Source organism: Parasphingorhabdus sp. W113 (assembly GCF_055693205.1).
In genome coordinates this window covers 999,330-1,015,923 of the sequence record NZ_CM146328.1, presented here as the reverse complement: position 1 = coordinate 1,015,923, position 16,594 = coordinate 999,330, and the positions used below count along the sequence as shown (strand labels likewise).

At 57.6% G+C, this 16,594-nt stretch carries 5 protein-coding genes; all 5 read left to right on the top strand.

Translation table 11 applies throughout. The annotated features are described in order from the left end of the window. Positions 1 to 75: 75 nt before the first annotated feature. The 5 genes from ACZ1GS_RS04765 to ACZ1GS_RS04745 all read left to right on the top strand — a co-directional run bounded on the left by ACZ1GS_RS04765 (position 76) and on the right by ACZ1GS_RS04745 (position 16,555). Positions 76 to 3,186 (top strand): CHAT domain-containing protein, encoded by a 3,111-nt coding sequence (locus ACZ1GS_RS04765; protein ID WP_472697346.1) that lies wholly within the window; start codon positions 76 to 78, stop codon positions 3,184 to 3,186. After that, a complete protein-coding gene (locus ACZ1GS_RS04760; RefSeq protein WP_472697345.1) occupies positions 3,186 to 5,264 on the top strand; it encodes a CHASE2 domain-containing protein in 2,079 nt (692 codons plus the stop codon). Before ACZ1GS_RS04765 ends, ACZ1GS_RS04760 begins: the two co-directional genes overlap by 1 nt. Further along, entirely contained in the window at positions 5,251 to 6,051 is an 801-nt protein-coding gene (locus ACZ1GS_RS04755; protein WP_472697344.1) for a hypothetical protein, read from the top strand. Before ACZ1GS_RS04760 ends, ACZ1GS_RS04755 begins: the two co-directional genes overlap by 14 nt. Positions 6,052 to 6,152: 101 nt before the next feature. Then, complete coding sequence (locus tag ACZ1GS_RS04750; RefSeq protein ID WP_472697343.1) at positions 6,153 to 7,943, top strand: ShlB/FhaC/HecB family hemolysin secretion/activation protein; 1,791 nt, start codon at positions 6,153 to 6,155, stop codon at positions 7,941 to 7,943. Further along, on the top strand, positions 7,943 to 16,555 hold the full coding sequence (locus ACZ1GS_RS04745) for a hypothetical protein (protein WP_472697342.1): 8,613 nt from the start codon (positions 7,943 to 7,945) through the stop codon (positions 16,553 to 16,555). The genes ACZ1GS_RS04750 and ACZ1GS_RS04745 overlap by 1 nt, the downstream gene beginning before the upstream one ends. The last annotated feature ends 39 nt before the right edge of the window (positions 16,556 to 16,594 follow it).

Here is a 16,594-nt window from a genome sequence, read left to right as displayed (position 1 = left end):
ACGGCTTGCGCTGGGAAAAGCGCAAGACTGCGGTTATATTGTGGGGAATATATGAGGCGTCCTAGAAACTATTTCATGCCACTTCTGGCATTGGTGCCGGCCTTGGCTTTGACACCGGGCGGCGCATTAGCGCAGAATACACCCATCAGCCTGCGCGACAGTTTTCCTATTGGTTCCGGCGACGGCACGCTCTGCCAGGTGCAAGACCGCAGCCTCGAGAACAAAGCCAAACAAAGCATATTCGACCGCAATTGGGCGATTGTTTGCCGCGACTCCGCGCGCGCGGTCGGCTATATCTATGCATTTCGTGAACCGGATGGTGATGTTCTGTCCCGTGTCGCGCAACATCGCAGGGACAGCATTTCCTGTGGTACCGAAGCACCAAAAGACACAGTCCAAGGCATTGACCGGACCGTGTGCCAGTTCGCAGACGAACCGGTAAACTATTCGATTTTCCGCAATCAGAGCGGTAATATTTCCTATGTGGCAGAAGGCTTGACCGCCTATGATGACGCCACATTGCTGGCGTTGCGGTCGATCAAGGCCAACCGGATTGTCGACGGCAAAATCGAAGTCGCCACCACTTCCATAGCCGATCCCTTTGCTTTTGCCCGTGTTCAGGCACTGACGCTGAAGCCAGCGCAGGCGCTGGCCGAAGGTTATCGGCGCAATCTCAATGGCGATTATGCCGAGGCCGCTGCATTTTTTGAAACCTTGCAACAGCGTACCGCCGGATCGGCAAAGCAGGAAATCGATCCGGAAGAATATTATATCAACCGGGGCTTGCAGAAATCCAACCTGGGCGAATTTGCCGAGGCAGACGCGCTGTTCGCGCAGGCCCGCGCGCTGGAATCAACCAATGTTATCAACCAGAAATTGCTGCGCAATTTCGAAGGTATTCATTTGCTGAACCAGGGGCGTTTTCGGGCTGCCATTGATCGCATCAATTTACCGATCCGGACGGCGGCGGTCGAACAGTCGGGAACCGTCAACAGTCTCACGATAACGGCACCGATCTCGTCGCGCATCAACGTAGACAGCCAGGCCGCAAGTCTGCTCGGTTTTGCTGACGATCTGAAATTGACGGATCAGGAGCGCGCTGAGATTATTGACGCGCAGGCCCTGCAGCTGATCGGCACAGCGCAACGGATCATCGGCAATAATGATGCTGCCGAACGGACGCTGACAATTGCCTATAATCGGGCGGTTGCCGTTCGCGATGGTCGGGTCACGTCGATTACCCGCCTGCGCGCCCAGACATTGACCGAACTGGCCTTGATTGCCGAAGAGCAAGGCGATCTCGGGAAAGCCGAGCAGCTTTTACGGAGCAGTCTGGAATTGCTGGAACTCCAGCATCCGGAAACCCGGGCACTCAATGGCGCCCGCGCGAAACTGGCGGCCTTTCTGCTGCGCACCGGCAACCCAACGGAAGCGCGGACCATCTACCGGGACGTGGTCGACAATTCGATCGGCAAACGCGGCGCGACCAATGGCATCGCTAATCAGCTGGCGCCTTATTTTGCTTTGATGAGCGAGGATAGCGATGCTGAAGAAGAATTTTTCAAGGCGACACAAATCCTGATCCGCCCGGGGGTTGCAGAAACCCAGGCGGCCTTGTCGCGTGAATTGAGCGGCGGGACCGATGAAGCGGCCCGGCTGTTCCGCCAGTCGAGCAATCTCAATCGCAGCATCGAACGCCTGCGGATGCGCTTTACGGCGCTCGGCAAACGGCAACAAACCGGGGAAACACAGCGCCGGCGCAACGATCTCGCGGCAGAAATTGAAGAGCTGGAGCGCAGTCAACAGCTGACGCTGGTCCGCTTGTCCGAATTCCCCCAGTATCGCGCGATAGCCAGCAGCGAAATCAATCTTGCCGACTTGCGCGACGGCATGCGCACCGGCGAAGCCTATGTCCGCATGGCCGTCGTTGGCGATGATATTTTCATGTTCTACACCGACAAGGGTTTCGCGACCGCGTATAAGGTCGACCTGACGGAACAGGAGCTCGATCGCCGGGTAGATATTCTGCGCAATTCGATATCCCAGTTCGAAAATGGCCAATATGTCACCTATCCCTTTGATATCGAAGCCGCACGGGCACTCTACAAAATACTGTTCGAGCCGATCAACCAGCGGCTCGGCGCGACAAGCCATCTGATTTTTGAACCGGATGGCGCGATGCTGCGTTTGCCGATCAATCTGCTCGTCGCCGATGATGGATCCGTCGCGCGCTATCTTGAACAAGTAGATCAACCCGATGGCGATGCGTTTGACTATACCGGCGTCAACTGGCTGGGAACCAGCACGGATGTGAGCACCGCCGTATCGGCTCGCGCTTTTGCGGATGCCCGCAAGGCACCCAATTCGAGGGCAAACCGGCAATATCTGGGCATGGGAAAAAACCAACCCACGACGGAAAGGCAAGCCAGCTCTGGCGTGCGATCCGCGCAAGGCTCTACGACAGCCGGCGCAAATTGCGAATGGCCGCTAAGCGAATGGAATAATCCGATATCGGATGCTGAGCTGGTGCAGGCCAAGACGATTGTCGGCCAACAAGGGTCCGAGATTCTGACCGGAAGCGCCTTTACCGATCAGCAGATCCTGTCAAAATCCGATATTTCCGACTATCGTATCTTGCACTTCGCCACCCACGGCCTGGTCACCGCACCGCGCCCCTCCTGCCCGGCGAAACCCGCCTTGCTGACATCATTTGGTGGCGCGGAGTCCGACGGCCTGCTCGCATTTGACGAAATTTTCGATCTCAAGCTGGACGCCGATATCGTCATCCTTTCGGCTTGTGACACCGCTGGCAAGGCCAGCATACAGGCCACGCGTGAAGCGGGCGTCAGCAGCGGCGGCGGCACCGCTCTGGATGGCCTGGTGCGGTCGTTCATCGGTGCGGGCAGTCGTTCGGTTATCGCCAGCCACTGGCCGGCACCGGATGATTTCAAGGCAACTGAACGCCTGATCGGCGGACTGTTTAACAGCGGTCAGGGGCAATCGGTTGCGACCGCCCTGCGCAATTCACAAAAATTGCTGATGGATGATCCGATCACATCGCATCCCTATTACTGGTCCGGCTTCGCCATTATTGGCGATGGGTCGCGGCCGTTCCTGCCCGCAACACAAAGCGCTGACGGAGCCCTGCCCGCCACCGATGACAAACGCGGAGTCGCCTTGCCCTGATGGCGGCAACCAATATCTCGAACAACCCGGCAGAAGCCAGCCGTGATGTCAAAACCGAAGCGCGCAGTGTGATTGTTTCCCTGCGCCGACTGTTCCAGCAACTCGGCCCGATTCGTCTGTTCTCGACGATTCTGTTCATGGTACTGGCGGTCCTGATCGCTCGGTTCAGCTGGGACACGCCGCTGATCCAGGATGCAGAAAGCGCGCTCTATGATCTGCGCGCCTCCGTCTTTTCCACCCAGGTTGAAAAAGATGATCGCATTGTCATGATCGTCTACAACGAAGACACGTTGAAACTGACTGGCCAGCGATCGCCAGTCGACCGGACAATTCTGGCCCAGGCGCTGGAAGCGATTGATGCGGCCGGTCCCCAATCGATCGGCATCGATATTCTGTTCACAATGCCGCAAGACGATGATGACTTGCTGAAATCGGCCTTCAGCAATCTCCAAACACCGACATTCGTGGCCTATGCCAGTCCTGAAACCAATGCGGAGATCAGCGTCGCCGAGCATGCTTTTCTCGAGGAATTCCTTGCCGATTCCGCTGGCCCCAATCTCAAACCCACGGACATCAAACTGGAACCGGATGATGACGGCGTGCAGCGGCGCTGGACTCCCAGCAATCCGGATCTCCCTCCGTTTATGGCCATCGCGCTGACCGGTCCCAATCCGAAATTTGCAAAAAATGCCGGCGCGATCCGCTATCATGTGCCGGCCAGCCTCGATGTGCCGGTGTTTGACAAATTCCCGATCGAGAATTTCGCTGATCCTGAACTGGCGGAAATGGTCGGTGCGTTCATCAAGGGCAAACATGTTCTGATCGGCGGTGACTTTGTCGATCGTGACCGGTTCGACACCCCGCTTGGTTCGATCAAATCGACAACCAACGAATTTGGCGAAAGCGTCCAACTTGACGACGGCAAAATGATCGGGCTCGAAGTACACGCCCACATGCTGGCCCAGTTGCTCAACGACGATATGCCCGCGCTAACTCCCGGCTGGGTGCTCTGGATCGCGGCATTGATCGTTGCCATATGCGGCGGCCTGTCTTCGCTGATTATTGGCAATGCTGCCAAGGTTGCGGGCATATTGATCAGCCAGTTCCTGTTTTTCCTGATTTTCCCGTTCGTCCTCCACAGAACCGGGATCGATACCTTGTCTCTTCCCGCCTTTGGATGGGGGCTCGGCTGGTTGTTCGGCTATGCCTCCGTGGGTTCGGCCGCGCGCACGATCAATTCCAAGCAGCGGGCTTTCGCCCAGAACGCACTCGGCAAATATCTCCCGAAATCCATCGCCGGAGAGATTTTGAGAGACCCTGAGAAACTCGCGTTGCACGGCGAAAAACGTCAGATTTTTGCGGTGTTTACCGATCTCGAAGGCTTTACCAAACTGAGCCATGCGATCGAACCGGAAATGGTTGCAACCCTGCTGAACGACTATCTCGACAAGCTCAGCGATGTGGCGCTTGAATATGGTGGTACGATCGACAAATTTGTCGGCGACGCGCTGGTGACCTTCTGGGGCGCTCCGATCTCCTATCCCGATGACGGCGAACGCGCTGCAAAAGCGGCCTATGCCCTGTATCAGGCTGGTGAAGAGTTTCGCAAGAACGTGCCCGAAGGCGTGCCGCCAATTGGCCGGACGCGGGTGGGCATGCATTATGGCGATGCGATTGTCGGCAATTTCGGTGGCGAAGGGCGTATCCAATATACTGCGCTGGGCGACGCGATGAATACCGCCGCACGCCTCGAGGCAGCCAACAAAGCCTTGGAAACCAAGGTGCTGATCAGCCGTGAAGCGATGGAGCGTACCGGACTCGACTGGTACCGACCGATGGGCCGGATCACCCTGCGCGGTCGCTCCACGCCGGTAGACGTGTTCGAGCCGGTTCCCGACTGGGAAGAAAAAGACCGGTTGGCAGTGACCGCGGTCATAGCGGCCCATGAAAAAGGTGATATTGGTTACATTCAGACACTTACTGCTATGATGAAGCAATCTGGTGAAGATCTCGGTCTTGCCAATTTGCTGCAGAGATTGAAAAAAACAAAAAATGGAGAAAGCTATGCACTTGGCTGAAAACCGCGCAACAAAGTCGACCAAATGGAAGCAAGGATTGGGCAAAACCGCTCTTGGCGCGCTCTTGCTCGTCGGCATTAGCGGCACCGCTCTGGCACAAAATATGGTGATCCGCTCAACCGGTCCTTCGGCAAAATCCTATCCGGCGGGTAAAAAGCTCGCAACCAATGCCAAGGTGACACTGAAAAAGCTCGATACGGTGACAATATTAGGCAAGTCCGGAACGCGGGTGCTCAAAGGACCAGGCACGTTCGCACTGAACCAATCCGCCCGGAAGCAGACCAGCGCGGACCGCTTGTCCAGTTTCATCAATAATCGCGGAAAAAGCCGGGCCCGCACCGGAGCAGTACGCAGCGCCGGAGTTACCACCGATGTCGCAGCGCCGAAAAATCCCAACCTCTGGTATCTCGATGTGACCAAGGGCGGGAAGTTCTGTGTCGCCAACCCGGCAACGCTGGTGCTGTGGCGACCGGACTACACTGGATCAGCAACCGCCAGCATTGTTGAGCCCGCCGATGGACGGGTAACCGAAGTGGCGTGGAGAAAGGGCAATCCTTTGAAAAGTTGGCCCAGAGCCGAAGCGCCGATCACAGACGGCGCCAGCTACCGGCTGATCGGTTCCAATGTCGAACAATCTGTTGAAGTCAATTTCGTGATGCTCGCAAATGCACCGGAAAATCTGGACCAGGCGGCAGAAGCGCTGATTGCCAATGGCTGTCAGAGCCAACTGGATCTGCTCGTCGAAACACTCGATGACGGGGCATCGGCGGAGCAAAGCGAAAGTTAATATCATCATTGTCTGTGCTTTGGATTGAGGGTTCGGGCACAGACTGAATATCCAATATTTCCAGGGGGTCGCGCAGGAAATATTGTCACACGGGGGAATATATGTCGCGAGCGCGCGCAACGGTAAGAACAGCTTTGTGGCTAACAGGGTCAACGATCCTGAGCGCCCAATCAGGGGCTTTTGCTCAATCATCGGTCGCAGCACCTACGCGGGATGAAATCCAGCAAGGGTTGCTGGGCCAGGCCGACAAGGGTCAGGCGCGGCCATTGACGGTCGAAGGCGGCATTGAACGGTCCGCTTGCCCCTTGGCGAAACCCGAATTTGCGGACGTCAAGCTGACGCTCCGCGCGGTGGAATTCAGCGGCATGAGTGTCGTCGACGAGAATATCCTGCGGTCTTCCTATACCGGTTATGTCGGACAGGAAGTGCCGGTTGCGGTCGTGTGCGAAATCCGCGACCGTGCCGCCACGATCTTGCGCGGGGCCGGCTATCTCGCAGCGGTTCAGGTTCCGCCGCAGACGATCGAGAATGGCATTGTCAAATTCGATGTTTTGCTCGCCAAGATGACTCAGGTGCAAGTGCGCGGCGATGCCGGCCCCTCTGAAAAGGTTCTGCAACAATATGTCGAACGGCTGACCAACGAACCGGTGTTCAATATCGAGGTTGCCGAGCGGTATCTTTTGCTGGCGCGGGATATTCCCGGACTTGACGTCCGCCTTTCCTTGCGGCCAGTCTCGGCGAATTCCGGTGGTCAAGTCGGAGAGGTGATCGGTGAATTCAACGTCGTTCGCACGCCGGTTTATGTCGATGCCAATATTCAGAATTTCGGATCGAAAGCTGTCGGACGCTTTGGCGGCCTCGCCCGCGTCCGGTTCAACGGCCTAACCGGCCTGGGTGATGAAACCACAATCAGCGCCTTCTCGACCGCTGATTTCAACGAACAGCAAGTGTTCCAGATCGGGCACGAATTCCGCGTTGGCGGCGAAGGACTCAAATTTGGTGGGAACTTCACCTATGCATCGACCGATCCCGAGCTGTCTTCGCGCTTTGACATTGATTCAGAGACCTTCATCGGCGGCGTCTATGCGAGCTATCCGCTCATCCGGAAACAAGCGCGCAACCTTTTTGCTACTGTCGGGCTGGAAGTCATTTCTCAACAAACCGATATTCTCAGCACCCGCACCAATGAAGATGACTTGAGCATCGCCTATGCGCGACTTGATTTTAACGCCATCGAACCCGGCAGCATTTCCGGGCGCGGCGGCTATTCGGCTTTCGAGCCGAAATGGGGCATGGCAGGATCTCTGGAATTTCGCCAGGGGTTGGGCATTTTCGGGGCCAGTGATGGCTGTGGGCCGGGCTTTGTCCGCTGCGTGGGACAGACCGTGATTCCAACCCGCGCCGATGGCGATCCGACGGCCTTTGTCGTGCGCGGTGACGCGAGGCTGGACTATCGCCCGACACCGCTGCTGGCCTTCACCTTGAAGCCGCGTTTTCAATATTCTCCCGACGCGCTGTTTGCCTATGAGGAAATTTCAGGCGGCAACTACACCACCGGACGCGGCTATGATCCCGGCACGGTGATCGGCGACAGCGGCTATGGTTTGCAGACCGAAGTCAGCTACGGATCGCTGGTGCCGGAATCCCCGGACGGGATCGCCTGGCAACCCTATGTCTATTTCGATGCCATGGCGGTGTGGAACAAGAACTTCCCGGGCGATCCCCAGAAAATCTACTCCGCCGGGGGCGGCATCAGAGCGACGATCGGGCGTCAGGCCAGTCTCGATGTGATGGCGGTGGTTCCGTTGAAACGGGGCCCCTTCCAGACGCGCCGCGATAGCGCCCGTGCACTCATGACGCTGACCGTGCAACTCGCACCTTGGAAACGATAATGGCGCCGCAAGACAGATCAACCAGAGGCAAGACGATGATGAAATCCGCCAACCACTGCGCAACGACCCCGGCTATGGACAGTCCGAACCCAGCCAGGGCTTCGTCTCGAAAACTGCGGCTTCTGGCAGGGGCTTCTGCCACGGCGGCTGCGGTTCTGCTGTCGTCTGTCGGGCAAAATGCCCAGGCGCAAGCCCTTGATCCGGGCCGGTCATTCCAGGCCACCGCCAGTGTCATGGCTGGCGATACCGTCACGCCCGGTGCCACACGCGACTTTGTTTCGATCGTCAACACGGAATCGGTGATCAACTGGACGCCGCTCGACACGGCAACCCTGGATACCACCACCTCAGCGATCAATATCCTGCCAGCTTCGCGGATTCTCCAGTTTGATAGCGCCGCCGAATATACGGTGCTGAACCGGATCCTGCCGACCGCCAGTTCTACTGGCGAATTTCGGCCCATTCAGTTTAACGGCACCGTCCAAAGCTTCGTCAACGGCACCCAGGGCGGGGAAATTTGGTTCTACAGCCCTGGCGGGATCATTGCCGGTTTGGGTTCCAACTTCAATGTCGGCAGCCTCGTCCTCACCACCAATGATATTGACACAACCGGCGGCCTGTTTGGCCCATCGGGTGAAATCCGCTTCAATGGGATTGCCGAAAGCAACGCAGCGGTATCGATCAATGCAGGTGCGTCGATCAACGCCAATTCGGCCTTTGTCGGTGGTGGCGACTATATCGCGCTGGTTGCGCCGCGGGTCGAACAGCGCGGCTCTGTGGATGTCGATGGTTCGGTCGCCTATGTCGCGGCGGAACAAGCCGAGCTGACCTTCAACCAGGGTCTGTTCGATATCAACGTCACGGTTGGTACCAGCGACACAACGGGTGTGATCCACGGTGATACTGGTACCACGACCGGTATCGCATCAGTCCCCACGCCGGATGATCCCAACACTGCCGGCGTGAACGAGTTTTTCTCCGATCCCCGGGCCGCCTATTTCGTGGCGGTTCCCAAAAATACCGCAGTTACGATGCTGGTTGGCGGCAATATCGGCTATCGCCCTGCCGCTTCGGCTTCGGTCGTCAATGGCAATGTGGTTCTGAGTGCCGGCTATAATGTCTCGGTCCAGGGCACCGTCAACAGTCCCACGGCGGAATTTGCGGCAGACCCGGTCAACGCGCTCTCCGGCAACATTGAATTCACCGGCGGCACGTTCAATGCCGATGTCACCGCCCGGGCCAGCGATTCAATTAATGCCTTGGTCGAGAACGACGCAGCGATCAATATGAATACCGGTGCGGTTGGCTATGATCTCTCCCTCACCGCGGCCAATGTCATTGATTTCGGAGGTCTGGCCGGTGGCCGCATTTCCGCCGATGGGAATGTTACCCTCACTGCTGGCAGCAACGGCGTCGGAGGAACCGTCAACATCGCGGTTGACCGCAACACGGCCGATCCCGACGCGCTGGGTGTCATCGATATTGCCGGCAGCCTGACGGTCAGCACCGCAGCGGTCGGCGCCGATGACTTCTTCACCTTCCGCAACAATGGCGGTACCGGCGTTGGCCAGGATGCGATTGGCGGCGATATTTCAGTGGATGTATCGGCCGGCGGACGATTCCTGGTTAGCGGCAGCAGCAGCTTCACAACCGATGCACAGGGCGGCAAGGGAGAGGAGTTTAACGGCTTCACCCAGGCGGGCGATATCGAGATCAATCTGTCCGGTGCGACGAGCGAAATCACGCTCGATGGTGCTCTGTCTCTGAGCGCCAATGCGATGAACACACAATCCGGAAAAGCAGGTGGCAATGGACCGGGTATTGTTGGCAGCGACAGCATAGCCGGTGATATTGCGATCGATGTCAGCGAGGGTAACTTCACGGTCGGATCCTTGATCATCGACAGTATGGCAGACGCGTCGAGCGGCTCTGGTGAAACGATCACACAAAGCAATGATGCGACATCCGGCGATATAATCCTGCGCTTTGTCGGCGGCACTCATGTCCTGAACAATATCGGACTGTCGTCCACCGCCAATGGTGCGGCCTCATTTGAAGCGGACGGCAATGAAATCCTCGGTCAGGTGGAATTGGGTGCTTACGATTTCCGGATCGACGCAGCCGATGTCACGGTCAATTCAAATATTTTCTCTTCTTTCTCTTTTGATGGACGGCCAACCGATGCGACCTTGTCAGCGGTTGAACTGGACATCGTCAACGGCGCGAATCTCGACGTAGGCGGCACATTCTCACTGAACACCGATCAGAATAGCGACCTCTCCGCGGTCGCTGAACAATCTGCCAACCTGACGCTGAACGTCGACAATGCGACTTTCTCTTTTAACACTCTGGACCTGGGTACAGACATTACACGGTTCTCTGTTTTCACGGAAGACCCGGAGAATACGGGTGCCTTGTCGGCTGGTGATATTGCTCTGAACATCAGCAACGGCGCTGTCGTCAGCGGCGAATCGATCAATCTCGACGCTAATGCGACCAACCAGAATAGTGGCGGCGTGGCTAATGGTGGCGACATATTGATCGACGTGAACAATGCCAACCTGACGGTTACCAACAGCATATCGGCAACCGCAAATGGTGAAGGCGGTCCGACCACCAATCCCAATGTGATCAACCGCGGCGGCGGATTTGGCGGCGACATTGTCTTCCGTCTGCAAGGCGCCTCCGGGGTGATGGATTTTAACGACGTCACCGCCTTTGCCGATGGCTCGTTTGTTATCGCCTGCGAAGAATGCGGATTTGGCGCTGATAGCGGTCTCGGCAATGGCGGAATGGCAACGGGCGGATCCATTACATTTGACCTTCTCGGCGGGACGTTGACCGGCAATGATTTCGAACTGGGTTCGGACGGTTTTGGCGGTGATGGCACATCCGGTACCTTTGATGACAGCCTGATCATGGCATCGTCATTTGCGTCTTCCAGCACCGGCCCGGTTGTCGGACCGGCCAGCGCCATTGTCGCAGCGGTTGGAGATGGTGGAACCGGAACCGGCGGCGATATCGTGTTCAATCTGGACGGCGGCAATGCAACGGTTGTCACACTGGACGTCACCGCCAACGGCTTCGGCGGCGATGGCGGTTTTGGTGATTTCAGCAATGGAACTGAAGCCGGCAATGGTGGCGATGGTATTGGCGGAACGGCGACGTTCAATGCCATCAGCGGAATTCTGACCGTTAGCGAACTGAATGTGACGGCACTCGGCAATGGCCAGCCATTCACATCCTTCGTCTCGCGTGGCGGCAGCGGCGGCAGTGGAAACGGAGTCGATGCTGGCAATGGCGGCGTCGGAACCGGTGGCACGGCGACTTTCAACCTCAATGGCTCAGCCACGATCAACGCGACCGCGGTGCTGGTTTCGACCGATGGCTATGGCGGGCGCGGCGGAAGATCCGATCCTGATTTTGGTACACCAACGGTTCCGTCGGGTCTTGGCGGTGATGGCGGTGATGGCATTGGCGGGGACGCGATTTTCAACAACACCACTGGCACTATAGCGTTTGACCAGCTCACCGTCCGGTCCAATGGCGATGGCGGCGATGGCGGCTTCACCTCTGGCGTCTTCTCAACTGAAGCGACCAGCGACGGCGGCAATGGTGGCGATGGTATTGGCGGCACCGCAACCATCAATCTGAACCAGGCCGAAGCCACAAATCCGACCTATCTGATCGCAGCCGAAGGTATTGGCGGCGACGGCGGGTCCGGACTCAATGGCGGTGACGGCGGGGATGCATCAGGCGGTGTTGCTGCGCTGAACATCAACAATATTACGGCAAGCCTGAACAATCCGCAGATCAGCGCGATCGCTACCGGTGGCAATGGCAGCGCGTCGGACGGTATCAGCGGCAATGGCGGCAATGGCGGCAACGCCATAGGCGGCACGGCGCGCATTGAAGTGACCGGAGTGGATGGTGAATTCACCTTCACAGCCGACACCGCACCGCTCAATTCAGATGCGACCGGAGGCGATGGCGGCGGCGGTCAGTTTGATTTTTCCGGGGGCGTTGCCGGTGACGGCGGCGATGGCGGCGATGGCGAAGGCGGCCGATCGGAATTGGTCGCGCGCACGGGCGGTCTGATTGATATCGTTCCCAGCGCGACCCCCGCGCCTTCGGAATTTGATTTCGCGAGCAGTGGCTTCGGCGGAGACGGCGGCCAGGGCGGCGGTATCGACATGATAAGTGGCGGCTCTGCCGGTAACGGCGGTGATGGTGGAGACGGCATCGGTGGCGCCCCGCTATTCCTGGCCCAAGGCGGTACCATTTCCGCCAATGGCGTCAACTTCCTGGGTAATGGCCAGGGTGGCAATGGCGGCGCAGGCGGCGATGATGGCACGATTACGATCGGCGCCGATGGCAATGGCGGGGCCGGTATCGGCGGTAATCCGATGATCCTTGTTGAGGAAGGCAGCCCCGGAATCGTGACGATCGGTGACGCGTTCATGCAAGCGTCGGGCACCGGCGGGACCGGTGCTGCAACCGGAGCGACTTTCAGCGGCCGGATTGATATTTCCGACACATCAACCGACCCGTTGGGCTTGATTTCGATGGGCAGTCTCGACATTGAGGCGCAGGGTCTGGTTGCAACCAGCACCAGCGGGTTCTTTGTCGTCGGGAACAGCGGCCCGATCGACGTTGGAGGCACTTTGATTGTCGATGTCGTTGGTGATATCGAATTTGCCTTTGATGGCAGCGGTCAAATGACGATTGCCGGCGATACGATACTGGATGCCAGCGGCAATATTCTGGTGACCCACAGCAATAACAGTGGTGCGACATTCTCCATCGATACCGGCAGCGACTTCGCGGCGACAGCGGGCGGCTTTTTTGACAGCCAGGCGGGTTCGCGTATTCGGTCCGGTGGGCCGATGGACATTCGAGCGGAAGCAACGGCTTCGGCCGCGGATCTTACCGCCGATGACCGGATTGATCTCTCCGCCGGGCAAGACGCGACGCTAGGCAACGCGACGGTGACCGGCACGCCATTTACCAGCGGAACACCGCCAGTCACGACCTATCCGGAAATCCGCGTCAATGCGGGCGTCGATAGCTTTGGTGGGTCGACCTATGACCCTCAATTCAGCGCAACATTTACCGGAACAACCAATACGACCGGCCAACTGCTTGCCTTTGCGGGCGGGAATATCGTGGTCGAAACCGGCGCGGATGTTCAAGCGGACAATGCGATACTCTTTTCCTCCGGCGACGATATCATCATCGAAACCGGCGCATCCGTGACCGCTGCTCTCAATCCTTTCCTGACGCTGGATCCATCCAGTCCGTTCACCAATGAAGCGGTTCTGCGGCTTGATGCGGGCGGCTTGAGCGCATCGCTGGTCGGCTCTCCCCTCACCCCGATCGCATCGATCGTTGCGGCGGGCGATATCGGAGCGCTGGACTCTGCAGTGATCCTGAGTGCGGATGCGATCGACGGATTGGGCGGAACAGTTACATCCAGTTCGATCAGCGCGGACATCAACAATGCGCCATCCAACGCGGTTATCGCCGCGGTCGGCCAGTCGAATGATAACGGCTTACTGAGCGCCGGTTGCGTCGAAGGTAATCTCTGTCTCGGCCTGCTGACCGCAGACAATATTGTCTCGATCGGTCAAAGTGGACTGCCAATTCAGGCCATTCTCGAAAATGGCGATGTCTTTGCCAATCGTATCCTGGTTTCGACACGGCGCGATATTGTGATGGGCACCGATGGGATTCCATCACGCTTTGTCGCCAGCGATGAAGTTTTCGTCGAGAGCACCGAAGGCGATATCAACTTGCGCGATGCAACATTGACCAGCGGCTTGCTCGGTATTTCAGCGGCGGGCAGCTTGCTCGGCTCCGGTTCACTGAACAGCGGTAATGATATCGGCATCACGGTAGGTAGCAGCATTTCTGCGGGAGCGATCAATACCGGCCGCGAACTGACCACGGTTGCTGGTCGCGGCGATGTGCTGGAAGGCTTTTACTCGGTTCCCGGCAGCATGGATGTCGGAATTCTGACCGTGGGTGTCGGCGACGTGAACTATGACGCCGGCGGCAATCTCGACTTTGGTCAGATCAATGTCCCGGGCACAGACATCATCCTGACCGCGACTGGCGTGGTCTCGATTGGTGGTTCCTCCAGCGCAACCAATATTGACATTGCCGCGGATGTTATCGATCTCGGCGGCGTGAGCGCAGGCAACGAGATTTTCCTGGGCGCTGACTCCGCCATTTCTTTCGGCGTTGTATCGGCTGGCGGCATGCTCGATATGAGCGCAGGGGACGTTTCAGGGGATGTTGCGGAAGGCGATAATATCTTCATATTCGCTGACGCAACCGCCGACATCAACGACATCCTGGCATCCGATCAGCTTAATATCGACGCCGAGAATATTTCGGTTGGCAATGCCAATACCGGCGGCGACGCGACATTGACCGGCGGCACGGTTTTCCTCAACTCCGGTTCCATCGGCGGCAATCTGACGATGGAAGCATCAGCGGGTGATATTGACGGCAGCGGCCTGGTTTCGGTCGGCGGGTTTGTCGATCTCGACGCCACAGGCGACATCACTTTTGGATCGCTAACCGCGTTTTCCGACTTTGATGCCAATGCCGGTGGATCGATCAGCTTTGATCAGGCGGGATCGACTGACCGTCTCGTCATTATGCGGGCTGGCAACGGGGTCGACGGAGGCGATGTCAATGCCCGGCTTGGAGGCCAGATCAGAGCGTTGGACGGCGATATTCAGCTGGACGTCGTCGAAGGCGGAGCCGGCACGTTCCGGGCGGATTCAACCGGCACGGTAACCATTGATTCCGTTAGCGCGACCACAACACGAATTACCGCTCCGGATGGCATCGAATTAAATCAGGTCATTGGCGGATCTGCTATACTCTCGGCAACCAATGGACTTGTTGCAATTCGGGAAAATGCCGATCTTTCAGATCGCGTTGAAGCGCTTGGTGAAGCCGTATTGCTGCGGTCCAACGACCGTTTACGGGTCGATGCAGAAGCGACGGCGGGCGATATTGACCTGGTGGCCAACGGCAACCTGATCATTGACGAAGGCATCGCTTCCGGCAATATTTTTGCCACCAGCCTCAACGGCAGCGCGCAGCTTACTGAAGTGACCATACCCAGCGCGTCGACCGGTCAGATACCCGTTGGCATTACCGGGCAGGCAACGACCAGCAGCAATGGCAATATCACGGTCACGGCGGCGGACGATGTGCTGATTGACAGCACGACCAATGCCGCCAATGCGCTGGTCATCACGGCCGGCAATCTGATCGACATCCAGGCGCTGGCGACCGGTACAACAATCGATCTGTCATCCGCTGATATCAATATCGGCACAGCCGGTCAGCTCGGCCAGTTCACGCAAACCAATGATATTTTCATTGAAAGCAATGGCACCAACCAGGCCGTTCTGGGAGGGACCGGCACCGCGGGCGTCTATAGTCTCGACAATGATGAATTTACGCGCATTCAGTCCAATCAGGATCTCACCTTTTTTGCCGATGCGACCGGTGGCAGTGTTCTGCCGGACCTGATCATTCAGGACCTGACGATCCAGGCCGGAGTCAATGTCAGCGGTCCGCAGACCGCCAATATCGGCTTCTCCGGAACCCTGACCATCGACTCGGCCCAATCGACACGGGTGAACGGCAATCTCAATCTGACCAACGCGTCTTTGGGAACAGCGCTCAGCATGACCGCTGCCGATGATATCTTCATCAATGCCAATGGCGGCCTGGTGCAGATTACCGATGACAATCTGAGTTTCGGCAGCGTCGGTCAATTGACCCTCAATGCGACCAATATCTACGCTATGACTGATCAGGCGTTCACCGATATTGCCGGTCTCAGCGTGGATGCTATCGATATCCGCCTCGAACGGAATGATGGCGTCGATATTGACGGCGGACTGATCCGCGCCGGCAGTGCGCTGATCCAGATCGACAATGATTTCTTCATACAGAATACATCACCCGGCGTGGATTTTGACTCTCGGCGTGGTTCTACATTCGGTTCGCTGGTGATCGAAGGAATTAGCGCAGGCAGCTTCGGCAATATTGTGATCAACGGTATTGTGAACGGCGAAACCGGGATCAACACTATCCCTGCCTCTGATGTTGTTGTCACTTTCGATGACTTCTCCACCATCAACGGCTGCGTGATTATCGATCCGGCCAGTTGTGGCGGTCCGATCAATCCGATCCCGACACCGACACCGACGCCGACGCCGACACCGACACCGACGCCTACCCCGACGCCTACCCCGACGCCAACACCAACACCGACACCAACGCCGGCGCCTGAGCCCGGGATTGATGACCCGGTTCAGGACGTTATCGAAGAGGAGGTCACGCCCAATGAAGGTGACGGCCAACTGGTCAGCGATCCGTTTGAAACCAACCTGATCGAAATCAAGGAAAATGAAGAATTTATCGATGATCCGTTGATTGACGAACCGGTGACCGGCGCGGGCAATGATGATCTTTGGGTCAGCGATGAGGAGTCCGAAGAGACCGAAGACTGCGCAGAAGGCGACGCCAGCTGCGGTCAGGGCGGTCCGGATGACGCGGAGACTCTTGAACCGGCAGAATGAGAATTGACCGGTTGACCTTTGGCGCTACAAACCACTAGG